Source organism: Devosia sp., assembly GCF_024707125.1.
GTDB lineage: Bacteria > Pseudomonadota > Alphaproteobacteria > Rhizobiales > Devosiaceae > Devosia.
Genome location: NZ_JANQAH010000013.1, coordinates 36,661 through 59,320, shown reverse-complemented (window position 1 = coordinate 59,320; position 22,660 = coordinate 36,661). Strand labels below are relative to the sequence as shown.

At 62.4% G+C, this 22,660-nt stretch carries 21 protein-coding genes, 1 tRNA gene, 2 pseudogenes and 1 riboswitch; of the genes and pseudogenes, 14 read left to right on the top strand and 10 right to left on the bottom strand.

Going from position 1 to position 22,660, the window contains the following annotated elements; all coding sequences use genetic code 11:
* Positions 1 to 27: 27 nt before the first annotated feature.
* A complete protein-coding gene (pdeM, locus tag NVV77_RS21130; protein WP_295416587.1) occupies positions 28 to 693 on the bottom strand; it encodes a ligase-associated DNA damage response endonuclease PdeM in 666 nt (221 codons plus the stop codon).
* Positions 694 to 790: 97 nt separating this feature from the next.
* Positions 791 to 3,289 (bottom strand): ligase-associated DNA damage response DEXH box helicase, encoded by a 2,499-nt coding sequence (locus tag NVV77_RS21125; protein WP_295416584.1) that lies wholly within the window; start codon positions 3,287 to 3,289, stop codon positions 791 to 793.
* Between the two features lie 68 nt (positions 3,290 to 3,357).
* Between NVV77_RS21125 and NVV77_RS21120 the strand changes: the two genes are divergently transcribed.
* The 3 genes from NVV77_RS21120 to NVV77_RS21110 are packed head-to-tail and all read left to right on the top strand — an operon-like array spanning position 3,358 to position 4,516.
* On the top strand, positions 3,358 to 3,645 hold the full coding sequence (locus NVV77_RS21120) for a DUF6460 domain-containing protein (RefSeq protein WP_291421497.1): 288 nt from the start codon (positions 3,358 to 3,360) through the stop codon (positions 3,643 to 3,645).
* Positions 3,646 to 3,659: 14 nt separating this feature from the next.
* On the top strand, positions 3,660 to 4,319 hold the full coding sequence (locus tag NVV77_RS21115; protein WP_295416581.1) for a nucleoside/nucleotide kinase family protein: 660 nt from the start codon (positions 3,660 to 3,662) through the stop codon (positions 4,317 to 4,319).
* A 17-nt stretch (positions 4,320 to 4,336) separates the two neighbouring features.
* Entirely contained in the window at positions 4,337 to 4,516 is a 180-nt protein-coding gene (locus NVV77_RS21110) for a hypothetical protein (protein WP_291421499.1), read from the top strand.
* Positions 4,517 to 4,587: 71 nt separating this feature from the next.
* On the opposite strand, the gene NVV77_RS21105 is transcribed toward NVV77_RS21110, so the two are convergent.
* The gene (locus tag NVV77_RS21105; RefSeq protein ID WP_295416578.1) at positions 4,588 to 5,700 is read right to left on the bottom strand and encodes a quinone-dependent dihydroorotate dehydrogenase; all 1,113 of its coding nucleotides are present in this window, start codon (positions 5,698 to 5,700) and stop codon (positions 4,588 to 4,590) included.
* The gene (locus NVV77_RS21100) at positions 5,697 to 6,053 is read right to left on the bottom strand and encodes a DUF952 domain-containing protein (RefSeq protein WP_295416575.1); all 357 of its coding nucleotides are present in this window, start codon (positions 6,051 to 6,053) and stop codon (positions 5,697 to 5,699) included. The genes NVV77_RS21105 and NVV77_RS21100 overlap by 4 nt, the downstream gene beginning before the upstream one ends.
* 130 nt (positions 6,054 to 6,183) lie before the next feature.
* Here NVV77_RS21100 and NVV77_RS21095 point away from each other — a divergent pair.
* Together NVV77_RS21095 and aac(6') are read left to right on the top strand one after the other, a co-directional pair.
* Positions 6,184 to 6,826: pseudogene (locus NVV77_RS21095) on the top strand (helix-turn-helix transcriptional regulator).
* Entirely contained in the window at positions 6,793 to 7,269 is a 477-nt protein-coding gene (gene aac(6'), locus NVV77_RS21090) for an aminoglycoside 6'-N-acetyltransferase (RefSeq protein WP_295416572.1), read from the top strand. Before NVV77_RS21095 ends, aac(6') begins: the two are co-directional and overlap by 34 nt.
* 238 nt (positions 7,270 to 7,507) lie before the next feature.
* Here the strand turns inward: aac(6') and NVV77_RS21085 are convergent.
* Positions 7,508 to 9,156, bottom strand: a pseudogene (locus NVV77_RS21085) (lysine--tRNA ligase).
* A 145-nt stretch (positions 9,157 to 9,301) separates the two neighbouring features.
* On the opposite strand from NVV77_RS21085, the gene NVV77_RS21080 reads away from it, so the two are divergent.
* Positions 9,302 to 9,715, top strand: coding sequence for a tellurite resistance TerB family protein (locus NVV77_RS21080; protein ID WP_295416569.1), 414 nt, complete (start codon positions 9,302 to 9,304; stop codon positions 9,713 to 9,715).
* A 7-nt stretch (positions 9,716 to 9,722) separates the two neighbouring features.
* Here the strand turns inward: NVV77_RS21080 and NVV77_RS21075 are convergent, their stop codons facing one another.
* Positions 9,723 to 10,328, bottom strand: a complete 606-nt coding sequence (locus NVV77_RS21075; protein WP_295416567.1) for a TetR/AcrR family transcriptional regulator — start codon at positions 10,326 to 10,328, stop codon at positions 9,723 to 9,725.
* A gap of 76 nt (positions 10,329 to 10,404) precedes the next feature.
* Between NVV77_RS21075 and NVV77_RS21070 the strand changes: the two genes are divergently transcribed.
* Complete coding sequence (locus NVV77_RS21070) at positions 10,405 to 11,019, top strand: DUF2306 domain-containing protein (protein ID WP_295416565.1); 615 nt, start codon at positions 10,405 to 10,407, stop codon at positions 11,017 to 11,019.
* Here the strand turns inward: NVV77_RS21070 and NVV77_RS21065 are convergent, their stop codons facing one another.
* A complete protein-coding gene (locus NVV77_RS21065; protein WP_295416562.1) occupies positions 11,020 to 11,838 on the bottom strand; it encodes a transporter substrate-binding domain-containing protein in 819 nt (272 codons plus the stop codon).
* A 152-nt stretch (positions 11,839 to 11,990) separates the two neighbouring features.
* Positions 11,991 to 13,196 carry an O-succinylhomoserine sulfhydrylase gene (gene metZ / locus NVV77_RS21060; protein ID WP_295416559.1) on the bottom strand — a complete coding sequence of 402 codons (1,206 nt, stop codon included), beginning with the start codon at positions 13,194 to 13,196 and terminating at the stop codon, positions 11,991 to 11,993.
* Between the two features lie 39 nt (positions 13,197 to 13,235).
* Positions 13,236 to 13,311: riboswitch (SAM riboswitch) on the bottom strand.
* Between the two features lie 79 nt (positions 13,312 to 13,390).
* Here metZ and NVV77_RS21055 point away from each other — a divergent pair.
* Both NVV77_RS21055 and NVV77_RS21050 read left to right on the top strand, forming a co-directional pair.
* Positions 13,391 to 14,494: a 2'-deoxycytidine 5'-triphosphate deaminase gene (locus NVV77_RS21055; protein WP_295416556.1), complete on the top strand. Its 1,104-nt coding sequence runs from the start codon at positions 13,391 to 13,393 to the stop codon at positions 14,492 to 14,494.
* Between the two features lie 46 nt (positions 14,495 to 14,540).
* Positions 14,541 to 14,614: transfer RNA gene (locus tag NVV77_RS21050), tRNA-Gly, on the top strand.
* Between the two features lie 97 nt (positions 14,615 to 14,711).
* Here the strand turns inward: NVV77_RS21050 and NVV77_RS21045 are convergent.
* Together NVV77_RS21045 and NVV77_RS21040 are read right to left on the bottom strand one after the other, a co-directional pair.
* A complete protein-coding gene (locus tag NVV77_RS21045) occupies positions 14,712 to 15,362 on the bottom strand; it encodes a DUF2161 domain-containing phosphodiesterase (RefSeq protein WP_295416553.1) in 651 nt (216 codons plus the stop codon).
* 226 nt (positions 15,363 to 15,588) lie between these two features.
* Entirely contained in the window at positions 15,589 to 16,224 is a 636-nt protein-coding gene (locus NVV77_RS21040; protein ID WP_295416551.1) for a dihydrofolate reductase family protein, read from the bottom strand.
* Between the two features lie 348 nt (positions 16,225 to 16,572).
* On the opposite strand from NVV77_RS21040, the gene NVV77_RS21035 reads away from it, so the two are divergent.
* The 5 genes from NVV77_RS21035 to NVV77_RS21015 all read left to right on the top strand — a co-directional run bounded on the left by NVV77_RS21035 (position 16,573) and on the right by NVV77_RS21015 (position 22,660).
* Positions 16,573 to 17,586 (top strand): LacI family DNA-binding transcriptional regulator, encoded by a 1,014-nt coding sequence (locus NVV77_RS21035; protein WP_295416548.1) that lies wholly within the window; start codon positions 16,573 to 16,575, stop codon positions 17,584 to 17,586.
* Positions 17,587 to 17,630: 44 nt separating this feature from the next.
* Positions 17,631 to 18,869 carry a sugar ABC transporter substrate-binding protein gene (locus NVV77_RS21030; protein ID WP_295416544.1) on the top strand — a complete coding sequence of 413 codons (1,239 nt, stop codon included), beginning with the start codon at positions 17,631 to 17,633 and terminating at the stop codon, positions 18,867 to 18,869.
* Between the two features lie 67 nt (positions 18,870 to 18,936).
* Positions 18,937 to 19,857 carry a carbohydrate ABC transporter permease gene (locus tag NVV77_RS21025; RefSeq protein WP_295416901.1) on the top strand — a complete coding sequence of 307 codons (921 nt, stop codon included), beginning with the start codon at positions 18,937 to 18,939 and terminating at the stop codon, positions 19,855 to 19,857.
* Positions 19,854 to 20,720 (top strand): carbohydrate ABC transporter permease, encoded by an 867-nt coding sequence (locus NVV77_RS21020; protein ID WP_295416541.1) that lies wholly within the window; start codon positions 19,854 to 19,856, stop codon positions 20,718 to 20,720. Before NVV77_RS21025 ends, NVV77_RS21020 begins: the two co-directional genes overlap by 4 nt.
* A 23-nt stretch (positions 20,721 to 20,743) precedes the next feature.
* On the top strand, positions 20,744 to 22,660 hold the full coding sequence (locus NVV77_RS21015; RefSeq protein WP_295416897.1) for a beta-L-arabinofuranosidase domain-containing protein: 1,917 nt from the start codon (positions 20,744 to 20,746) through the stop codon (positions 22,658 to 22,660).

Below are 22,660 nucleotides of genomic sequence, written 5' to 3'. Positions count from 1 at the left end.
CGGGAATGACACCCAGAGGTGGAGGTATCAGCCGCGCACCAGTCGCTTTGTGGACACCGGATAGGTTCGGTCGCGGCCCAGCATGGTTACTTCCACCGAGGGCCAGTTCAGCAGGCCGAAGAAGGCGGGCGAGAGGATATTGAGGGCGCCGGTGGAGCTGCCGTAGGCGGGCAGGATCAGGACGCGATTGTCGTGGACGAAGCAGGCACTGCGGGCGGTGCGGCCTTCCATGGCGATACGGGCGGCCGGATGGAGGTGGCCGGCAACGAGGCCGGTTTTGCCCTTGATGGGCTCGTGCGAGAGGGTGAGGCCGTCGAGTTCGAGTTCGGCGCAGCAGAGCCCGCCGATAGCGTGGGGCGCGGGGTCGTGATTTCCGGAGAGCCAGGTGCAATCGACGCTTTCGACGATGGCGTCGAGGCGAAGGCGTTCGGTTGGGCCGAGGAGCTTGCTGGAATCGGCGCGGTGAAACGTGTCGCCGAGGGAGACGAGCTTTTTGGCGCCGGTGCGGCGCAGGTCGGCTTCGAGGCGGGAGAGCGTCATCCCCGTATCATAAGGCGGCAGCATCTGGCCGCGGCGGGCAAAGCTCGCCATTTTTTCGAAATGGAGATCGGCGACGAGCAGGGTTTGACGCGCGTGCCAGAAGAGCGCGCCGGATGGCAGGGGCTCGAAATTGTGGCCGGCAAAGCGCAGCAAAGGGGTCTCCAGGACGGGAGAGAGGGCAACTGTGCTCATCTGGTAGCTGTTGTGTCCAATCCCAATAGGCTTGCCGATAACGCCCACGTGGGGCGGGTCAGATCTCGCCGATCGCTTCGCGCAGAAGTTCGTCGGCTGCATCAGCCATAGCCGATTCGCGCGCTTCGCCGAAAATCGGCTCCTTGCCGATATCGAGCATGACCGGCACGGCGAGGGGCGAAATCTGGTGCAGGGGCTTGTGGACGATGTGGGATTTCACACGAGCCAGCATGTTGCCCAGGCGCTCGATGTCGAGGAGGCCGCGGGCGGCGTCGCGGCGGGTAGCTTCGATGAGGATGTGGTCGGGCTCGTGCTGGTAGAGCACGTCGTAGATGATGTCCGAACTCATGGTGATCTGGCGGCCGGACTTTTCCTTGCCGGGGTGGCGGCGCTCGATGAGGCCGGAAATGATGGCGCAGTTGCGGAAGGTGCGCTTCATCAGGGCTGACTCATCGAGCCAGGATTCGAGATCATCGCCGAGCATGTCTTCATCGAAGAGTTCGTCGAGCGAGAGGCGATCGGTGCGGATCAGTGCCGAGAGATCGCCGAGGCCCCAGACAGCGAGGGCGTATTCGGAAGCGACGAAGCCGAGGGGGCGGGCGCGCATGCGTTCGAGACGGCGGGTGAGGAGCATGCCGAGGGTCTGGTGCGCGAGGCGGCCCTCGAAGGGGTAGCAGACCATGAAATGGTTGGTGCCACGCGGGAAGGTTTCGACCAAGAGGCTATCGCGGCGCGGGAGGACGGAAAAATCGCGCTGGAGGCGCAGCCAGTCGCTGACCTGGTTGGGGAGTTTTCTCCACTCCTCGGGCGTGTCCATGATGCGGCGGACGCGTTCGGCGAGATAGGTCGAGAGCGGGAATTTTCCGCCCATATAGGATGGGATTTTCGGGTTTTGGGCGACGGCGCGGGAGACGAAAGCCTCGTTGTCCTTCATGCCTTCGAAGGCGACGATTTCGCCGCCGAACATGAAGGTATCGCCAACCGAAAGCGTGCCGAAGAAGTATTCTTCCATTTCGCCGAGGACGCGGCCGCCGGCGCCGATGGGGCCGGTGGTGCGGCCGCGCTTCTGCTCCTTGGAGCGGATGAGCCGGACGCGGACCATGGGCTCTTCGATGATGGTGCCGATGTTCAAGCGGTATTGCTGGGCGACCGAAGGGTGGGAGAGGCGCCAGGTGCCATCGGGGTTTTGCTTGAGGCGCGCATAGCGCTCATAGGCGCGGAGGGCATAGCCGCCGGTGGCGACGAAATCGAGGACGCGGTCGAATTTGGGGCGCGTGAGGTCGCGATAGGGCCAGGCGCGGGTGATTTCGGCATAGAGGTCGTCGGCGAGGAATGGTTCGGCCGAGGCCATGCCGAGCACGTGTTGGGCGAGGACGTCGTAGCCGCCGGGATGGGGATCTTCGCTGTCCTGATGGTTTTCCGAGACGGCCTCGACGGCCGCTTCGCATTCCAAGACTTCGAAACGGTTGGAGGGGACGAGAAGCGCCTTTGAGGGTTCATCGAGCCGGTGATTGGCGCGGCCGATGCGCTGCAGCATGCGCGACGAGCCTTTTGGCGCGCCGACCTGAACGACGAGATCGACATCGCCCCAATCGATGCCGAGGTCGAGGGTCGAGGTGCAGACGACGGCCTTCAGCTTGCCGTCGGACATGGCGGCTTCGACCTTGCGCCGTTGCTCCACTGACAGAGAGCCGTGGTGGAGGGCGATGGGGAGCATGTCCTCGTTGATGTTCCAGAGGCCCTGGAACAGCATTTCGGCCTGGGAGCGGGTGTTGACGAAGAGGAGCGTCGTCTTGTGCTGCTTGATCGTTTCGTAGAGTTCGCGATGGGCGTAGTTGGCGGAGTGGCCGGCCCAGGGAAGGCGCTCTTCGGTTTCGAGAATGGCGAGTTCGGGCGGGGCGCCGCCGATCATGCGGAGAAGATCGGTGGGGCGGTCGGGATGCGGTTGGGCGATCCAATCGCGGAGGAGATCGGGGCGGGCGACGGTGGCCGAGAGGGCGGTGATGCGCATGTCGGGCGCGAGTTTGGCGAGGCGCGCCAGGCCAAGGGAGAGGAGATCGCCGCGCTTACTGGTCACGAGCGCGTGGAGTTCGTCGAGGACGACGCGACGTAGGGTGCCGAACATGAGTTCGGCATGGGGATGCGAAATCAGGAGGGCAAGCTGCTCGGGGGTGGTGAGAAGGATATGGGGCGGCTTTACACGCTGGCGGGTGCGCTTGCTGGCGGAGGTGTCGCCGGTGCGGGCTTCCACGGATATGGGCAGGCCCATGTCGTCGATGGGATTGGAGAGGTTGCGGTGCACGTCGACCGCGAGGGCTTTGAGCGGCGAAATGTAGAGGGTGTGGAGGCCCTGGAACTTGCCATCGACCAGTTCGGAGAGCGTGGGCAGGAAGCCGGCCATGGTCTTGCCCGCGCCGGTGGGGGCGATGAGGAGCTGGCTGGCGCCGGACTGGTAGCTCCTGAGAACGTCGAGCTGGTGCTGACGGGGCGACCAGCCGCGCGACGCGAACCAGTTGGCGATGATTGGAGGAAGAGCGGAGTCCGCGAAAGTTGACAACAGGCACCTACTGCAAATCACCCACAAGCCTATATGATGGGTTCGACACTGCCAAACGGAGCCGCCTGATGACAGAAGACAGCCGACCCGCATCCCGTTCCGGTCTTGAGCGCCTGTTGGGCGATCGGCCGGGGTCACTCGCCATCAAGCTGGTGCTGATTTCGCTCTTTGTCGGCTTCATCATGTCGGTGTTCGGGTTTGATGCTGCCGATCTGGTGCGCGGGGCTGTGGAGGCCGTTCGCGATATGCTCAGAGATGGTGGCGCGGTGTTCCGGCAGTTGGGGACCTATGTGCTGACCGGTGCAGCGATTGTGCTGCCGGTGTGGTTGATCCTGCGCCTGATGCAGAGGCGCTGATGCTTGAGGGGCGGTTGACACTGACACCCATCGACGCACTGACTGAATTGACATGGAAAGCACAGGAGCTGGCCGAGAAAGCCGGGGGCCGGCGCGTGGCCATTGGGCTGGCGGGTGGCCCGGGGACGGGCAAATCGACACTGGCGGCGGAACTGGTTGCGGCGCTGAATGTGTCGGCACCGGGCTCGGCGGCGCTGGTGCCGATGGATGGTTTTCATATGAAGCATGCCAAGCTCGAGGCCATGGGGCAGACCGACTTCAAGGGTGCGCCGCACACCTTTGAAGGGGCGGCATTCGTCGCGTTTCTGGGGCGTTTGAAGGCTGCAAAGGAAGCGGTGAGCGGGCCGGGTTACTCGCGAAAAATCGAGGATACGGTCGAGGGTGCTTTTACGGTGGCGCCAGAGGTGAAGGTGCTGGTGGTGGAAGGCAATTATCTGCTGCTGGGGGATGCGCCGTGGGATGAGGTGAAACCGCTGCTCGATTTTTCGGCTTTCATCGTCGTGCCGCGCGAAATGGTGCGGGCGCGGCTGATGAAGCGGCATGGCGAAGAGGGGCTCTTCACCGAGGAGCGCAACCGGGCGCATATCGAGCGCAATGATTTGCCGAACTATGATCGCGTGATGCTGTCGCAGGATCGGGCGGATGTGGTGATCACGCTGGATGTCGAGCAGTGAATAGCTGGGGCATTGCCATGGCAATTCTCATCGGCGCGGGGATGGTTGCCGGCGCGATCCTATTGCGACCCAGTCCATTTCAGGAATGCGTCGCAATCATCTCGGCCGATATCGTTCACCAGAACCTGACGGCGACGCTTGATCCACGCGATGTCGAGGTCGAGGCAGCAAAAGTCTGCTCAGGGGCGGCATTGTAGGCACGTCCTCGTGGTTCGAGGCTTCGCTGACGCTACGCACCTCACCATGAGGACTACTGAGGCGAGTGGTTTCAGGAAGCCTCGCCTTCGCCGCGGGCCCAGGCGTCGGTCTTGGTACCGACGAGTTCGGAAATGTTCTTCTTGCCCGCTGAACGCACGCCGGCGACAAGGCCGCGCTTGAGGCGGTCGAGCAGGTCGAGGCCGCCAAAGACCATGGCGGAATAGAGCTGGATGGCGTTGGCGCCGGCTTCGATTTTTGCCAGGGCCGTTTGCGGGGAATGGATGCCACCGACGCCGACCAGCGGCAGCGTTCCAACGCGCTGGCGCATCTGAGCGAGGCGCTGGGTGGAGAGTGGGAAGAGCGGTTTTCCGGACAAGCCGCCGATTTCGCCGGCGTTTTCCATGCCGGCGACGGGATCGCGCGAAATGGTGGTGTTGGAAACGATGAGGCCGTCGAGATCGGTCGCGAGGATGACGCGGGCGATGGCGTCCATGGCGGCTTCATCGAGATCGGGCGCGATCTTGAGGAGGACGGGCACGCGGGTTTTCGCCTTGGCGCGGGCGCTCAGGACCGCATCGAGGAGGCGAGTGAGCGCTTCGTCGGCCTGGAGATTGCGGAGGCCCGGCGTGTTGGGCGAGGAGATGTTGACGGTGAGATAGTCGGCGAGGTCGGCGAAGCGGTTTACGCCCAGTACATAGTCGGCGACGAAGTCTTCGCTGTCCTTGTTGGCGCCGATATTGACGCCGAGCGCCGCCGGGACGCGCAGGCCCTTGAGGCGCGCGAAGGCGGCGTCGTGGCCTTCATTGTTAAAACCCATGCGATTGATGACGCCATCGGCGGGGCCGATGCGGAAGAGGCGTGGCTTGGGATTGCCGACCTGCGGACGCGGAGTGACGGTGCCGATTTCGACCATGCCGAAACCCATGAGGGCGAGCGGGCGCGGCACTTCGGCATTCTTGTCAAAGCCTGCGGCCATGCCGACCGGGTTTTTCAACTCCAGGCCGCAGAGGGTTGTTGCGAGTTCGGGCGGATCCTTCTGCTCCTGCTGGGGGGCGAGACCCAGGCGCAAGGCGGTGATGGTGGCGCCGTGGGCCGTCTCGGGGTCCATGCGCAGCAAGGTGTCGCGCGTCAGATTGGCGAGGCCGGCATTGCGCAGGAGCGGAGCAAAGGCAGAGAGGATCATTTGACACCTGCGGGCAAGGTGCAGGAGCCGTCGGCGGCGACGCTGATCGGTTCTTCCCAGACCACGCTCGTGAGTTTCAGAGGGCCGCCATAAAGGTGGGGGAAGAGTTCGCCACCACGGGAAGGCTCCCAGACGAGGTCATTGCCGAGATCGGCCGTGGGAACGGCGAGCAGCAGCAGGCCCGCCTGCCCGGCGAAATGCAGGCGCAGGGTTTCGGACAATTGTGCCGCCGTCGAGAAGTGCATGTAGCCATCTTTGTGGTCGATGGGCATGCCTTCAAACTGGCCGGAAACGCGCGCAGGCGCGAAGGCCACGGCAGTGGTGATTTTATAGATCAGCTCGGGTGTCGACATGGGCGCGAACCTAGTTAAGTGATCAAGTCTGGGCAAGCATGATTGCGCGGGCTTTACAGGGGGGAATGCGGGTATTAATCTAGGATTAATTTCCTCACTCCTGATCAATGTCCTTTTAACGGCTTCCACCATGCTTTCTCACAGGGCCATCTGGGATGGTATCGATGCGCTGGCGCAGCGCCACGGCCATTCGGTTTCGGCCCTGGCGCGGCTGGCCGGGCTCGACGCCACTGCGTTCAACGTGTCCAAGCGCGTGAGCAAGGATGGACGGGAGCGCTGGCCATCGACCGAGAGCATTTCAAAAATTCTGGAAGCGACGGGGGAAGGGTTCGACAGCTTTCTCGCGGGAGCGGGAGCATTCATGCAGACCAGCAATACGCCCTATGGGCAGACGGTGCCGCTGCTGGGCCTGGCCCAGGCGGGTGCGGGCGGCTTTTTTTGACAGTGCCGGTTTTCCGGCCGGGGAAGGATGGGACGAGGTGACGCTACCCTCGCCTGTTGATCCCGGCATTTATGCGCTCGAAATCCAGGGCGACAGCATGGAGCCGCTTTATCGCGAGGGCGACCGGGTGGTGGTTTCGCCCACCGAGCAGGTGCGGCGCGGCGACCGGGTGGTGGTGAAGACGCGCGAAGGCGAGGTGATGGCAAAGATTCTGTTTCGGCAGAGCGCCAAGCAGATCGAGCTGCATTCGCTTAACCCGGCCTATGAGCCGCGGGTGCTCAATACCAGGGATATCGAATGGATCGCGCGGATCATCTGGGCCAGCCAGTGAGGATCGCGCCGGCGACAAAGGCGGATGCCGCGGACTGGTTGGCCATGCGGACGGCGCTGTGGCCGGGCGGTCGCGATGAAGAACATGCGGCCGATATTGCCGAACTGCTTGATGATGCCGGAGAGACGATCAATCTGATCGCGCGGGATGCGGATGGGGTTGCGCTGGGCTTTGCCGAGGCGGCGCTGCGGCATGATTATGTCAATGGCTGCAAGACATCGCCGGTGGCGTTTCTCGAAGGGATTTTCGTGAAGCCAGAGGCGCGTGGGCGGGGCGTGGCGCGGGCGCTGGTTAGTGCGGTGGAGGCCTGGGCGCGAGAGCAGGGCTGCTCGGAATTTGCCTCGGACGCGGCTCTGGAGAATTTTGCGAGCCTCGATATGCATCGCGCGCTGGGTTTTGTGGAGACACAGCGGGTGGTGTTTTTCAGGAAGGTGTTGGGCTAGCAGGGGTTCCCGCTTCGCGGGGAATGACACTGGGCTTGGGGCTGCCATTCGAGCATGGCTCTATGGCTAATCGCGCGGTGAGAGCGCTTCACCGTTCATCTGAAACACCCACAAGCTCGATTGTCACCCCGGGCTCGACCCGGGGCCCATCTTGATATCTCAGGATGGGCCCCGGCCTGAAGCCGGGGTGAGACCGGTGTGCGGGAAGGTATCAGTTCAAACGTGAAATGCCCTAACCTTACGAGGCGGCTTGAAGCTCTCCGGCCAGCGCCTTGGCGATGAGCTTGCGGGTGTTTTCGATGCCGTAGAGCGCGGCGAAGGAGCCGAAGCGGGGGCCGCGTTCCTGGCCAATAAGCACCTGATAGAGCATCTGGAAGAAATCGCCAGAGACGCCGGGACCGCCGGTCGGGCTCTTCTTGGTGTGGTCCTGGTAGCGCTCGATGGTGCGGGCAACGTCGAGGGCGGCCGTCTGGATGGTTTCGTTGTCGGCGTCGGCCGGAAGAGCGGCAAACGCTGATGACACCGCTTCCAGCGCAGAGCGTTCGACATCGTCGGGGGCGCGATAGGTCTTCTTCACGAAATCGCGGAAGTAACGCATGGCGTAGCCGACAAGCGCATCGAGATGCGGATGCGTCTTGGCGGAGACACCAGGCGCATAGGCCGAGATATAGCCCCACATGACTTCCGGGGTTTCCGGGTTGGATGCGGTCGCGAGGTTGAGCAGCAGCGCGAAGGTGACCGGCATGTCGACCTTGGGCACATTGCCGTAGTGGACATGGAAGGCCGGGTTTTCGAGGCGCGCGGCGGCGTCTTGCTTTTCATAGGCGGCGACGTGGGCGAAATATTCGTCGACGGCGCGCGGGATGACGTCGAAATGCAGGCGCTTGGCGACGCGCGGCTTCTGAAACATGTAGAGCCCCAGGCTTTCCGTCGAGGCATAGGTCAACCATTCATCGATGGTCAGGCCATTGCCCTTGGACTTGGAAATTTTTTGGCCTTCGGCATCAAGGAACAGCTCATACACGTAGTGCTCGGGCGGGGTGCCGCCGAGGATCGCGCAGATTTTGTCGTAGATGTGCTGATTGGTCTGGTGGTCCTTGCCGAACATTTCGAAATCGACGCCGAGCGCAGCCCAGCGCATGCCGAAATCAGGCTTCCACTGCAGCTTTACGTGGCCGCCGGTGACCGGGACGGTGGTGTCGCGGCCGTCTTCGTCGGTGAAGGTGACGGTGCCATCCTTGGCGTTGACTTCCTTCATCGGCACGTAGAGCACACGGCCGGAAATCGGGGAGATCGGCAGGAAGGGCGAATAGGTCGCCTGACGCTCAGCCCCGAGGGTCGGCAGCATCACGTCCATGATGGCCTGGTAGCGCTCGGCGGCGAGGCGCAGGACGTGGTCGAACTTGCCTGACCGGTAGTAGTCGGTGGCGCTGGCGAATTCGTAGTCGAACCCGAAGGTGTCGAGGAAACGACGGAGCATGGCGTTGTTGTGGTGGCCAAAGCTCTCGTATTCGTTGGTCCAGGGATCGGGAACCGAAGTCAGCGGCTTTTGCAGATGCGGCTCCATCGCCTCCTTGGAGGGGACGGTATCCGAATCTTGCGCATGCCGTCGAGATCGTCCGAAAAGCAGAGGAGCCGCGTCGGGATTTCATCGCGCGTCAAGAGACGGAAAGCGGTGCGGACCATGGTGGTGCGCGCCACTTCGCCAAAAGTGCCGATATGGGGCAGGCCCGAGGGGCCATAGCCGGTCTCGAACAGGGCTTCGCGCTTGCCCGACTTTTCCAGCCGTTTGACGATCTTGCGTGCTTCTTCGAACGGCCAGGCGCGAGCGGACTGCGCAGGCTCAAAGAAATCGGGATCGAGGGCGGGCAAAACAGCGGGCGACACTGGGCGGAGGCCTTTCGGGTGGTGCAAGGAGGATAGAAGTAGGGCGGTGTCGCATTCCCTTCGGCTTACGTCAATGTCGCAGGTGGTTGCGAAACACGGCCGGGCAGCCTAGTTCTTGGAGCACTGCTTATTGCTGGAAGGCGCCATGACCATCTCTGCCCACGACGCTCTCATTCACCTGATGCTGGTGGCTGCCTCTTCGGACAGCACGATGACCGAGCGCGAGCTCATTCGCATCCAGGCGCTGATCGACCGGCTGCCGGTGTTCGAGGGCTTTGACAAAGCGCGGCTGACGGCGGTGGCGAATGAATGCGCGGATCTGCTCAACGGGCCGGACGGGCTCGACCGGGTGATCGACAATGCGCTGGCGGCGCTGCCGAAAAAGCTAGAGGATACCGCCTATGCGCTGGCCGTCGAGGTGACTTCGGTAGACCTGCATCTCGAGCAGGAAGAGCTGCGCTATCTCGAAATGCTGCGTGACCGGTTGTCGCTTGATCGGTTGACCACGGCGGCGATCGAAGTTGCGGCGCGGGCGCGGCACCGGCGGATGCCGAGCTAGCAAAAACCTATGCGGTCTTGAGATCGAGCCTTCGGAGCAGGCCCAAAAGGTCCTCTACGGACGCCAGCGGCCTATTGCTGTCGATCCTTTCTACCAGCACCAGTGCCGAATAGCCGTGGATGAGGCTCCAGACCTGGGTTTCGATCGTGGCTGGCTCGACGCCGTCGGTCACGAAGGGGGCGCAGGCGGCGGCCAGCACCCCATAGGCGCGGGCGCCGGCGCGGCCCAGTTCCGGCTCCTTGCCTGCCAGTGACCAGATCTGGCGGAACATCAGGTCGTAAAGGGCCGGATTGGCCTTGGCAAAGGCGAAATAGGCGAGGCAAATCGCTTCGAGCCGGGCGCGCGGCTCATTCGGCCCATTGGCCGCCTCTGCTTCCATGGCATCGGCGAAAAGCGTGAAACCGCGCGCGGCAATCGCATCCAGAAGGCCGGCAATGCCCTGAAAATGGTGGGCAGGCGCGGCATGGGAAACGCCCGCCATTGCGGCACATTTGCGCAAGGTGAGGCCGGCTGCGCCTTCGCTGCCCAGGAGCGACAGCCCGGCACTGACCAGCGCCTCACGCAGATTGCCGTGGTGATGCGTGTGCTTGGCAGGGGGAGCGATTTCGACCATGCACGACTCTATCGACTCAAACTTGACATTGTCAAGTTGACCTGATCTTTACAGTGTCAAGTTTGAGGAGGACGACATGCTGGTTTCGACTTTGAGAACAGGACTGATCTGGCTTTTGTGCCTTGGGATAGCGATCGCCTCTTGGCGCTTCCTCTGGGCGGGGGTCGAGGCCTCCATGGGCCATGTGGCCTATCATGCCGATTTACGACCCATTGCTTTCTACACGCACGTCATCCTCGCCCCGGCAGCACTGGTGCTCGTTCCCTTTCAGCTCTGGAACGGATTGCGCGCTTCGAAGCCTGGCCTCCATCGGCTGCTCGGCCGCGTCTATGGCATTGCCATTGTTCTTTCTGGACTATCGGGGCTCTGGCTGGCCCTGACGACAGAGGCTGGCGCCGTGGCCGCCTGGGGTTTTGGTCTATTGGCCATTGCATGGCTGGCAACGACCATCCGCGGCATTGGCCTGGCCATGCAGGGCGACCGCCTGGCCCATCGGCGATGGATGATCCGCTCCATCGCCCTGACGCTGGCGGCCGTCAGCTTGCGACTTCAGGTGTTTGCGACCCTGCTGCTCGACCTGCCTTTCGATACCGCCTATTCGGCCATAGCTTGGCTCTGCTGGGTGCCCAATCTCATCGCGGCGGAGCTCGTTTTGCGGCGGGGCACATCACTGCGGCTGCGGACGGCCTGATCAGTAAAAGCCCACGGGGAACCAGCGCAGATAGAGCTCGTCGAGCGCGCCGTTTTCCTTGAGACGCACCAGGGCCCAATCAATGGCGTGGCGGGCGGCGTCATTGCCCGCGGGCACGGCGATGGTGAGGCCCTCGCCGAAAAGTTCGGGACGGAAATAGGGCTCACCGGCAAAGGAGCAGCACTCCGGATTATCGTTGAGCCAGAAGGCGGAGCGCATGGCATCGCCGAAATAGGCGTCCACTTTGCCATCGCGCAGGGCCGTTAGCGCTTCGATTTCGGAAGCAAAAGTTTCCACCGTCACATTGGGCAGGTAGCGGGCCATGAAATCGGCATGGGCGCTGCCGGCGCGGATGGCGACGGTTTTGCCCGAAAGGTTTTCTACCGAGAAGGCGGCGGCATCGTCGGCGCGGGTGACGAAGCGACCGGGCAGCGCGAGATAGGTCGAGGAAAAATCAAACTTTTCGCCGTTTTCGGGCGTGACGGCGAGGCCGGCGATGAGGGCATCGCCCTGCGCATCGGCGAGGGCATTGGCTGCCTGATCCCAGGGCCAGGCCTGCAGCGTGCAGGCGATGTTGACTTCGGCGCAGATGCGCTTGGCGAGATCGACATTGAAGCCGATCAGCTCGCCATTGGTGTCACGAAAATTGAAGGGCGGAAAATCGGCCGTGGTGAGAAAGCGGATGGCCGGGACTGAACCTTGCAAAGGCAGGATTTCGCGGGCGTCGGGATCGGAATGATAGGGTAGCGGCTGGGCGAGCGCGGGGGTGGCGAGAATGACTGCCATGGCGCCAAAAAGGCCAGCCCAGTTACGACGCATCAAATATCCCTCTACGGCCGGTCGGGCCCCGCCACTCGAGCGCAGCTCTCGCGGCCTTTTCACCTCAAATCGCTCCACTGGAGCGATTTGCCCCTGCGGGCCGCCTCAAAGTCCCACAAGGGGAGCGGGGAAGCCAGTGGCTCACGAAAAGCTCACACCTGATCGAGCGCGTACATCAGGTCCGCGATCAGATCATCGGCATCTTCGAGGCCGACCGAGAGGCGCAGGAGGCCTGGGGTGACCCCGGTTTCCAAGCGGACTTCCTCGGTGAGGCGCGCATGGGTGGTGGTGCGCGGATGGGTGATCAGCGATTTCGCATCGCCGAGATTGTTTGAGATCAGCACCACCGCGAGCGAATCCGAGAGCGTGAACGCCGCTTCCTGGCCGCCCTTGAGATCGAGGGCGAGGAGGGTCGAACCGCGGCTCATCTGGCGCTTGGCAAGGTCGTATTGCGGGTGGCTCTTGTGGTGCGGGTAGATGACGCGGTTCACCTTGGGATGCGAGGCCAGCGCCTCGGCGATCTTTTCGGCGCTGTCGGTCATCTGGCGGATGCGCAGGGCGTAGGTTTCAAGGCCTTTCAGCAGCACCCAGGCATTGAAGGCGCTGAGCGTAGCGCCGGTCTGGCGGAGGAAAGTGTGGACGTCGGCCTCGATGATGGCTTTCGAACCCAGCACGATGCCGCCGAGCACCCTGCCCTGCCCGTCGATATGTTTTGTGGCCGAATAGGTGACGAGATCGGCGCCCAGTTCGAGCGGCTTTTGGTAAAGCGCGGTCGAAAAGACGTTGTCGACGATCAGCTTGGCGCCATGGGCGTGGGCGATGTCGGCGACAGCCTGGATGTCGACCAGTTCAAGCGTCGGGTTGGTCGGGGTCTCGATGAAGACGACCTTGGTGTTCGGGCGCATGGCGCGAGCGAAATTCTCGGGGTCGCGGCCATCGACCAGCGTCGATTCCACGCCAAAACGTGGCGCGTAATCTTCAACTACATAGCGACATCCGCCGAACAGCGCCTGGGCGGCAACGATGTGGTCGCCGGCGCGGACCTGGCTCATCACTGCATTGGTGACGGCGGCCATGCCCGAGGCGAAGCCGCGAGCCGCTTCCGCGCCCTCGATCAGCGCCATGCGCTCCTGGAACATGTCGACGGTGGGATTGGCGAAGCGCGAATAATTGTGGCCCGCGATCTTGTTGAGGAACAGGTCCTCGGCGTGCTGCGAACTTGGGTAGGAATAGCCCGAATTAAGAAAGAGCGCTTCGCTGGTTTCGTTGAAGGGCGAACGCTTGCCCCCACCGTGGACCATCTGCGTCGCTGCCGAGCGCCGCTTGGGATCAAGGAGGGGATTTTTATCTTTAGACATAGCTTCGCCTTCAAACAAAAAAACCGGCACGCAAGTGGCGGCCGGTTACCAACGGTCTTTAGCAATTTGTTTTAAGTGGCTGCAAGCGACCGGCCAAATCACCACTGGAAACGACTAAACCGCAATTGGCCGGTGGCGTCAATGTTCAGGCTTTGCTAGGGAGAGCGACCCCTGATTTGCCGGAGCACCGCACCATGGCAGAGGCCTGGCCGCAAGGCGTCTTTCCTGCACGATTGATCGAAAAGCTACATGCGCAGGGCGCGATTGCGACGGCGCACCCATTCGATGCCGACCAGGTGCAACCGGCGAGCCTTGATCTCCGGCTCGGCGATGTCGCCTATCGGGTGCGCTCAAGTTTTTTGCCGGGCCCGGCCCATTCCATGGTCGACCGGATCGAAGCCCTAAAGCTGCATGAAATCGACCTGACGCGCGGGGCGGTGCTGGAGCGTGGTTGTGTTTATCTCGTGCCGCTGCAGGAAAGCCTCGACCTGCCGGCAGAGGTGAGCGCTTCGGCAAATCCCAAGAGCTCTACCGGGCGGCTCGACGTTTTCACCCGCGTCATTGGCGATAGGGCACGCGGCTTTGACCAGATGCCGGCGGGCTATAAAGGGCCGCTCTATCTTGAAGTCAGCCCGCGCACCTTTCCGGTCTTGGTGCGGACGGGGTCGCGGCTGAGCCAGATGCGCTTCCGCTGCGGCGACACGCGGCTTTCCTCGGCCGAGCACCAGGCGCTTCATGCCAGCGATACGCTTGTCGTCGGCGGCGACCAGCCGGTTGGCGAAGGCGTGGCGCTCTCGATCGACCTTCAGGGCGAGGGCCGCAACGGGCTGATCGGGTTCCGCTCCAAGCGGCATACCGGCGTTGTCGATGTCGACAGGAAGAATGCGCTCGACGTGCTCGATTTCTGGGAGCCGCTCTACAATCGCGGGCATCTGGAGCTGACGCTCGACCCGGATGAATTTTACATCCTTGTCAGCCACGAAGCCGTACATGTGCCACCAAGCCATGCGGCCGAAATGGTGCCTTTCGACCCGTTGGTGGGCGAATTCCGCGTGCATTATGCAGGCTTTTTCGATCCCGGTTTCGGGCACTCCTCGGCCGGCGGCACGGGGAGCCGGGCGGTTCTGGAAGTGCGCAGCCGCGAAGTGCCGTTCCTCCTCGGCCACGGGCAGAGCATCGGCAAGCTGATCTACGAAAAGCTCGCTGAAAAACCGGACCGTCTCTATGGCTCGGCGCTCGGCTCGAACTACCAGGCTCAGACGCTGAAACTCTCAAAGCACTTCAAGTCGTTTCCGTAAGGGCGGCTTGACGGCTTCACAGATTTCCCGCATCTAGTGGCGCGTCGCGGGTGTAGCTCAATGGTAGAGCAGAAGCTTCCCAAGCTTACGACGAGGGTTCGATTCCCTTCACCCGCTCCATCAATCTTTTCAATGACTTAAGCCGGCTTGCCGAAAGGCGAGACTTGCTGATTTTGCGCTCGGTTTGTCGCTGCATCGGCCCCGGTCGCGGAACCGATCAGGCTTGAGGCGGGAGAACAGCGGCTCTGCCGAGTTCCGTCAGCCCGTAGACACCACGGCTTTCCCTGACGAACCAGCCATAGACGTTGCTGCGCAGAATTGTCGGGGCTCTGGCGACCAGAACCTTTAGCTGCCTGGGGCTTTGGGGGCCAGCCAGCAAGGCGGTGGCGCAGACAATGCAGTCCTGCCGGTAGGCGGTCATGATCGGTTTGCCGCGGCCGCCGCCCAATTGCGGGTCGCCCACGCGGCGCCTGTGCTCATCAAGCAGCCGGGAGCGCCTTTTGGGATCCCGGCGCGGTGTCGCTGCAAATGGCGCGACGATGACATGAACTACGCCAGAAGCCGAGACAGCGATAAGGCCGAAGCCCAGGCGTCGGCACAGATTGCGGAAGCGCGCATCGTGCTCGCGCCCCTTGCCGGTCTTGGAGGTGCGGGCAGCGAGCCAGACCTCGTCGCAAATCGCCGCGCGATTGACGCCCTGCATGACGAGTTCGAGATTGAACGTCAGCTTCATCTCGCAAACCACGACCACTTGCGGGTCGCCGTCTTTGACGCCGACCAGGTCGCAGCCATTGACTTCGCCTTTGACCGAGTAGCCGGCGCCCTCCATGAAGGCCTTCAGCGGCAGATAAAGGTCCGTCTCTACCATCAAACTCGCTTCGCCCGGATGCGCACGAATTTGATCTAGCTGAGTCTCGAAGCGGGCGCAGCGATTGCCGGCAATTGGGCGATCATTTTCGGCAAGGCCGACGTTTAGGGCTAGCTTCTCGCCCCGGCCGCTGGCGGCTGGACGCTTTCGGTGGAATGCCGGACGCTGCCGTCAAACTGGCGTTGCCAGCCGAACGACAGTTCCGGACCTCACCCTTTGCAGCCAATCACGACTTTACCGTCGTGGATTGCGAGGTTGCGGCCTCATATCTCGGCCGCCCTGCGGGCCGAAAGACGCTGAATATCGCACCGCCATTGCTGACACGGGACCGAACCAGCTCGAGGGCCCGGTCAGAACCAATCTCCGGAAAAAGGCGCTTTCCCTGGCCAAGGATTAGCGGGAACGTGATCAGGTTGATTTCGTCGATCAGGTTGCGTTCGAGCAGCCAGCGAACCAGTTGCCCGCTGCCATGAACCTGAAGCTCACCGCCCGGTTCGGCCTTAAGCCTTCGGATGGCCGTCTCGATGTCTGCCGAGATCACCCCCTTTGCCCATTTCGCGTCCTTCAGGGTGGTGGACACGACATATCGGGCGCGCGTGTTGAGCGCCACTGCCACTGGGTTATCGGGCGGGATTTCCGCCATTGCACCCCAGGATGCCGCGAAGACCTCATAGGTCCACCGCCCAAAAAGAAATGCATCCGCGCGCGCATAGATTTTTCCCAGTTCCGCCGCCGCATCTTCATCGAAAAGAGGCAGCACCCATCCGCCGCGGTCGAAGTCGCCCCGGCGGTCTTCGTCCGGCGTCCCCAGCCCCTGCATAACGCCATCGACAGAGATCATTGTTGTCGTAGTCAACTTCATTTTGTTTCCCCTTCAATTGGCGCGCGGCAAGTGCCGTACGGGCCAAGCTAGACGTCGACGTTCCTGGAAGGCCCCGGTCGACAAAAACCTGCAAAAAGATGATGCTAGCCCGACCGATTGAGACCCACGTGAGATGGGCCACTGCCCGGCCGGGCAACGCGGGCGAACAGCAACGCGCCTCAGTTTGAGCCGCTGCACGCGCAGGGGACGCGGTTCCAGGGGCAAAGGGGCTGGGGCGCTACACCCCCGAACTTAGATACTCGCGGATGCACCGAGAATTCGGCTTGACAGAACTTTGAGAAAAGGATTTTTCTTCCGTGAGAAAAGGGTTTTTCACGGGATCGACAATTGTCAGTGCTGCCGACCAAGCGAGTGCGAATTTATGACGTTGCGCAGGCGGCGGGCGTCAGTGTTGCGACCGCGTCGAAAGCGCTGAACGATACCGGACGCATGACGGACGAGACCCGTTCGCGCGTCAAGGAAGCGGCGAGCAGCCTTGGGTTTCGGCCCAATGCGATGGCGCGTGGACTCATTCAGCGCCGCAGTTTTACGGTGGGCCTTCTTACGAACGACACCTATGGGCGTTTTACCCTACCCCTGATGGCTGGGGTTTCCGAGGCGCTGGTCGATCAGGGCGTGTCGGTTTTCCTCTGCGCCATCGAGGACGATCCGGCGCTCGCAAAAATCCATGTCGATGCGATGCTCGACAAGCAGGTCGATGGCATCATCGCCTCGGGCAAGCGCATTGACCGGCAATTGCCGGTCGACCTGACCAACCTTAGCGTGCCTGTCGTCTATGCCTTCACCAAGGGGCCGGACGATGCGGTGAGTCTCGTTTCCGACGATGCGGAAGGGTCGGGCGAGGCGGTCGAATGGCTCCAGAGCCTTGGCCGGCAGCGCATCGTGCATGTCACCGGCCCCAAGACCTTTGCCTCGGTGGAAGAGCGCGCCGGCGCCTATCGTGCTTCGATCGGCGAGGGCGCCAGGGTTCTATATGGCACCTGGTCCGAGCAATGGGGCCACGAGGCCGTCGCCCAGCTCTGGGGCGAAGCGGCCGAAAAACCCGACGCCATTTTCTGCGGCAATGACCAGATCGCCCGCGGCGTGGTCGACGCGCTGCGCGAGCGCGGTGTCGCCGTTCCGGGGGACGTCTCGGTCGTCGGTTTCGACAATTGGGAAATCGTGGCCGCAGCCACGCGGCCGCCACTGACGACGATCGACATGAATCTGAAGGAACTCGGCCGGGAGGCCGGTCGCCTGGTTCTGGCTTTGGCAGCGGGAGAGACTGTCGAGCCGGGCATACGCAAGCTGCCGTGCCAGCTTGTGATCAGACAATCCTGCGGGGGTGTTCCCCGCAGCTGAAACGCAGGGGCCGGCGCACTGGCCCACTTTGGGAGGAGTACATCATGATCCGCAAACTACTGGTCGCAACCAGTCTTGCCTCGCTGTGCCTTGTGTCGAACGCAGTGGCGCAGGAAACCATCAATATGTGGGTGCGCACCGGCATCGGTACCGCATTCACCTCGCTGGCCGACGCCTATAATGCCAGCCACGAAAACCAGATCGCGCTGACCGAAGTGCCGTTTGCCGAACTGGTGCAAAAATATGCGACCGCCATTGCCGGCGGCCAGGCGCCTGACGCGCTGTCGCTTGACCTGATCTACACGCCGGCCTTCGCGGCAGCAGGGCAGTTGCAGGACCTGACCGACTGGGCCAAGGGCCTCGACTACTTTGAGAGCCTCTCGCCCTCGCATGTTGCCCTCGGCACCTATGAAGACAAGGTCTATGGCCTGCCACTGCTGGTCGAAACCTCGGTGCTCGCCTGGAACAAGGGCCTTTACGAGCAGGCCGGGCTCGACCCGGAAAAGGCGCCGGCCAATTGGGATGAGGTCGAGGCCAATGCCGAAGCTATTCGGGCCCTTGGCGGGGACAATTACGGTTTCTACTTCTCGGGCGGCTCCTGCGGCGGCTGCATGATCTTCACCTTTACCCCGCTGGTTTGGGCTTCAGGTGTCGACATTCTCTCCGAGGATGGCCAGACGGCGACGCTCGACACGCCGCAGATGCGTGCTGCGGTCGACAAGTATCGGTCCATGGTGGAGAAGGATCTGGTTCCGGAGGGTTCGGCGACCGACAATGGCGTCAATTTCCTGAGCTTCACCAATGGCAAGATCGGGCACCAGAGCCTTGGCGCCTTTGCCATCGGCACGCTGGTCAATGACTATCCCGATATCGACTTCGGCGTGACCCTGATCCCGGGCATCGAAGGGGGCACTTCGTCCTTTGCCGGCGGCGACAATATCGTCGTCACCAAGGACACGCCGCGCCTTGCTGCCGTGCAGGAATTCATCGAGTTCGCCTACTCGCCTGAAGGCCAGAAGATCCTGGCACAAAACGGCTCGCTGCCGACCCGCTCGGATATTGCGGCTCAAACGCTGGAAGGGCTCGACGCTCGCCTGCAGGTTGCCGTCGACGCCATCGGCGTGGCCAAGACGCCCTATACGCTGCTGTTCAACGACCTGATCAACAGCGCCAATGGCCCTTGGGCAACCTTCACCAATGCCGCCATCTATGGCGACGACGTGGACGGCGCCTTTGCCACGGCCCAGTCCGAAATGCAGTCGATCATCGACAACGCGCCCTGATGGGGAACAGCGGGAGGTTTTGGCTCGCCAGAGCCTCCCGCATCTTCAACCGGATCTTTCCATGTCCATGACTATCGCCACACCACTTGCGGCTGCAGACAAACCGCGACGCCGCGCGCGCAAAAGCCGCCAGTGGCAGGGGCTGCTCTATATCGCGCCGGCCATAATCCTCGTGACAATCTTCTTCGTCATTCCGGTGCTGTTCACCGTCTGGATGAGCTTTCACAACTGGCCGCTGCTGGGTCAGCCGAGCTGGATCGGGCTCGACAACTATATCAGAATGTTCAGCGATACGCGGTTTGCGGCGGCGCTGAGCTTTACCGCCTACTATACGGTCATTGCGACCATCGCGATTTTTGCCCTGGCCTTTCCGCTGGCGCTTTTCGTCCAGAACGAGCGGCGCGGGGTCAGCGCCTATCGCACCATTTTCTTCCTGCCGGTGGTGGTAGGTCTTGCGACAGCCTCGCTGCTCTGGGTTTGGCTCGCCAATGTGGATAGCGGGCTCTTTAGCCCGATCCTGCGCGCCTTTGGCGTGACCGGGCGGAGCGCCAATCTGCTCGCCACGTTCAACAATGCCTTTGCGACCATCATCGTCATGGTCGTCTGGAAGATCGTTGGCTTCACCATGATCATCCTGCTCACCGGGCTGCAGTCCATCCCCAGCGATCTGATCGAGGCAGCGCGCATCGATGGCGCCAGCCGCTGGCAGCGTTTTCGTTTCCTCACCCTGCCGCTGATGCGCCGGACGCTGGCGCTGGCGCTGATCCTTTCGGTCACCGGCTCGGTGCTGGCCTTCGACCAGTTCTACATCATGACCAGCGGGGGACCGCAGAACCGCATGATTTCGGTCGTCTACTATATCTTCAACCAGTCCTTCGTGTCGTTCCAGCTCGGCTATGGCTCGGCGCTGTCGATCGTGCTTCTCGGCATTCTGGTGGCGCTCAGCGTCGTTCAGCTTTGGCTACTGCGCGTGGGAGACGAGAAATGAGCGCGGCGATCAAACAGGCGCGCGCCCGGCGCAAATTCTTCGGCGGCATGGGCTTTCACGGCTTTGGGGTTTTGGCCTCGTTCTTCTTCCTCGCCCCATTCTTCTGGGCCGGGCTGTCCTCGCTCCGCCCGGGAAGCCAATCGCAGACGCCACCGCTGCCGCCATGGCCGACCAATGGCATCAGTTTTGACAGCTATGCGACGCTCGACACATTTGGCTCCGGCGTCTGGCAGCACACCTTCAATTCGCTGCTGGTCTCGCTCAGCACGGTCGTGCTGACGGTGATCGTGTCGCTGCTCGCCGGCTATGGTTTTTCCCGCTACCGCTTTCCGTTCAAGAACGTCTTCTTCGTCTTGATCATCGCCACGCTGATGATCCCGTTCCAGTCGATCCTGACGCCGCTTTTCATCATCCTCGCCAAGCTCGGGCTCAACAATTCGCTCGTCGGGCTGATCCTTGTCTATGTGACGCTGCAGCTGCCCTTCTCGGTCTTCATGATGCGCAATGCCTTCGATGCGGTGCCACGCGAAATCGAAGAGGCAGCCCGGATCGATGGGGCGCGTGATCTCAAACTGCTGGTGCGCGTGTTGTTGCCGCTAGTGATGCCCGGGGTCGCGACGGTGGCGATCTTTGCCTTCCTCAATGCCTGGAACGAATTCCTCGCGGCGCTGATCCTGCTCTCGGACAATGACAAGTACACCCTGCCGGTGCTGATGACGGCCGTTCGTGCCGGGCGGCTTGGTGCCATCAACTGGGGAGCCGTGCAGGCCGGCGTGATGGTCATGACCATCCCCTGCCTCGTCATCTTCCTCCTGCTGCAACGCTACTACATGCGCGGCCTGATGGCCGGCGCGGTCAAATGACTTCCAACCCAATGGATCAAACCATGACGCTCTCGCCCAATCGCCAATTCCGCCCGCTGCCCGTGCCTTCCGTAACCGTCGAGGGATATTGGGGCGACTGGCAGGAAGCCGTGTGCGATCACACCGCTGCAGCCCTCCTCGATCGTTGCGTTGAAGCGGGCATGCTCAACCAGATCAATGTGGATGTGCCGAGCCCCGGCATCGTCATCCCCATCACCACCTGGACCGGCACGTCGCAGATGTTCTGGGACAGCGACCTTGGCAAATCGATCGAGACCATTGCCTATTCGCTCTACCGCAAGCCGAACCCGGAGCTTGAAGCCCGGGTCGATGCCATCATCGACATGTATGAAAAACTGCAGGACCCGGACGGGTACCTCAATTCCTTCTTCCAGCGCATCAAGCCGGAATGGAAATGGACCAATCTGCGCGATTTTCACGAGCTCTATTGCGCCGGTCACATGATGGAAGGCGCAGTCGCCTATTATCAGGCGACGGGCAAACGAAAATTCCTCGACATCATGTGCCGCAAGGCGGATTACCTCGTAAAGATGTTCGGCCGCGGGCCGGGACAGGTGCGCGGCTATTGCGGGCATGAGGAAATCGAGCTGGCTCTGGTGCGGCTCTCCCGCGCGATAGGCAAAGAGGCCTATATGGACCTCGCCAAATTCTTCGTCGACGAGCGCGGGCAGGACCCCAAATTCTTCATCGAGGAGGCCATTGCCCAGAAGCGCGACGTGCGCGGCCACCAGAAGGATACGCTGGGCTATGGCCAATCGCATCTGCCGGTGCGCGAGCAGACCAAGGTCGTCGGCCACGCCGTGCGGGCCATGTACCTCTATTCGGGCATGGCCGATATCGCGACCGAATATCACGACGACAGCCTGACCACGGCGCTCGAAACACTCTGGGCCGACCTGACGCAGAAGCAGATGTATGTCACCGGCGGGATTGGGCCGGCGGCGTCGAATGAGGGCTTTACGGACTATTACGACCTGCCCAATGACACGGCCTATGCCGAGACCTGCGCCTCGGTGGGCCTCGTGTTCTGGGCCAGCCGCATGCTTGGGCGGCGCCCGAGCGGCCTCTATGCCGACATCATGGAGCAGGCGCTCTACAATGGCGCCATCTCGGGCCTTTCCACGGACGGCAAGACGTTCTTTTACGAGAACCCGCTCGAAAGCACCGGCGGCCACCACCGCTGGACCTGGCACCCCTGCCCCTGCTGCCCGCCCAATATTGCGCGCCTCGTCACCTCGCTCGGCTCCTATATCTACGGCGTCGCCGACGATGAAATTGCCGTGCATCTTTATGCGGAGAGCCAGGCGCGGATTGACCTCGCCAATGGCGCAAAATTCACGCTGACGCAGAAGACCAATTATCCCTGGTCGGGCAGTATCGACATCCGGATCGAACCCGAGGCTCCGGCCCGGTTCGCCGTCTCCTTGCGCATTCCGGCATGGGCCCATGGCGCCAAGCTCAAGGTCAACGGCAAGCCGGAGGACATCGCGGCCCTGACGGCCGATGGCTATGTGCGCATCGAGCGCGAATGGCAAAAGGGGGATGCGGTCAGCCTGGACCTGCCGCTCGAGCCGCGCGCCTTGCGTGCGCATCCTGCCGTGCGGCACGATGCCGGACGCGTTGCCGTGATGCGCGGGCCGCTGGTCTATTGCCTCGAAGGCACCGACAATGGCGCGGGCCTCAATTCGATCCTGTTGCAGCGTGGGCTCGGACAGGCGCAGACGGCGACCATTCCGAACCTGCGCGGTGCCATCGCCATCGACATTCCGGTGCTGCGCGAAAGCGCCGAGAACTGGGGCGACGCGCTTTATGCCGACAAGGCGCCGCAGACCGAAGCGGAGCAGGCGCGGCTCGTGCCCTACCATCTGTGGGACAATCGCGAGCCCGGCGAAATGCTGGTCTGGCTGCGCGAACGCTGA

Coding starts and splice junctions, on each gene's coding strand:
- NVV77_RS21120 (WP_291421497.1), top strand. CDS start 3,358: ATGACAGAAGACAGCCGACCCGCATCCCGTTCCGGTCTTGAGCGCCTG.
- NVV77_RS21110 (WP_291421499.1), top strand. CDS start 4,337: ATGGCAATTCTCATCGGCGCGGGGATGGTTGCCGGCGCGATCCTATTG.
- NVV77_RS21105 (WP_295416578.1), bottom strand. CDS start 5,700: ATGATCCTCTCTGCCTTTGCTCCGCTCCTGCGCAATGCCGGCCTCGCC.
- NVV77_RS21100 (WP_295416575.1), bottom strand. CDS start 6,053: ATGTCGACACCCGAGCTGATCTATAAAATCACCACTGCCGTGGCCTTC.
- NVV77_RS21080 (WP_295416569.1), top strand. CDS start 9,302: ATGACCATCTCTGCCCACGACGCTCTCATTCACCTGATGCTGGTGGCT.
- NVV77_RS21075 (WP_295416567.1), bottom strand. CDS start 10,328: ATGGTCGAAATCGCTCCCCCTGCCAAGCACACGCATCACCACGGCAAT.
- NVV77_RS21070 (WP_295416565.1), top strand. CDS start 10,405: ATGCTGGTTTCGACTTTGAGAACAGGACTGATCTGGCTTTTGTGCCTT.
- NVV77_RS21065 (WP_295416562.1), bottom strand. CDS start 11,838: ATGCGTCGTAACTGGGCTGGCCTTTTTGGCGCCATGGCAGTCATTCTC.
- metZ (WP_295416559.1), bottom strand. CDS start 13,196: ATGTCTAAAGATAAAAATCCCCTCCTTGATCCCAAGCGGCGCTCGGCA.
- NVV77_RS21055 (WP_295416556.1), top strand. CDS start 13,391: ATGGCAGAGGCCTGGCCGCAAGGCGTCTTTCCTGCACGATTGATCGAA.
- NVV77_RS21045 (WP_295416553.1), bottom strand. CDS start 15,362: ATGGTAGAGACGGACCTTTATCTGCCGCTGAAGGCCTTCATGGAGGGC.
- NVV77_RS21040 (WP_295416551.1), bottom strand. CDS start 16,224: ATGAAGTTGACTACGACAACAATGATCTCTGTCGATGGCGTTATGCAG.
- NVV77_RS21030 (WP_295416544.1), top strand. CDS start 17,631: ATGATCCGCAAACTACTGGTCGCAACCAGTCTTGCCTCGCTGTGCCTT.
- NVV77_RS21025 (WP_295416901.1), top strand. CDS start 18,937: ATGACTATCGCCACACCACTTGCGGCTGCAGACAAACCGCGACGCCGC.
- NVV77_RS21020 (WP_295416541.1), top strand. CDS start 19,854: ATGAGCGCGGCGATCAAACAGGCGCGCGCCCGGCGCAAATTCTTCGGC.
- NVV77_RS21015 (WP_295416897.1), top strand. CDS start 20,744: ATGACGCTCTCGCCCAATCGCCAATTCCGCCCGCTGCCCGTGCCTTCC.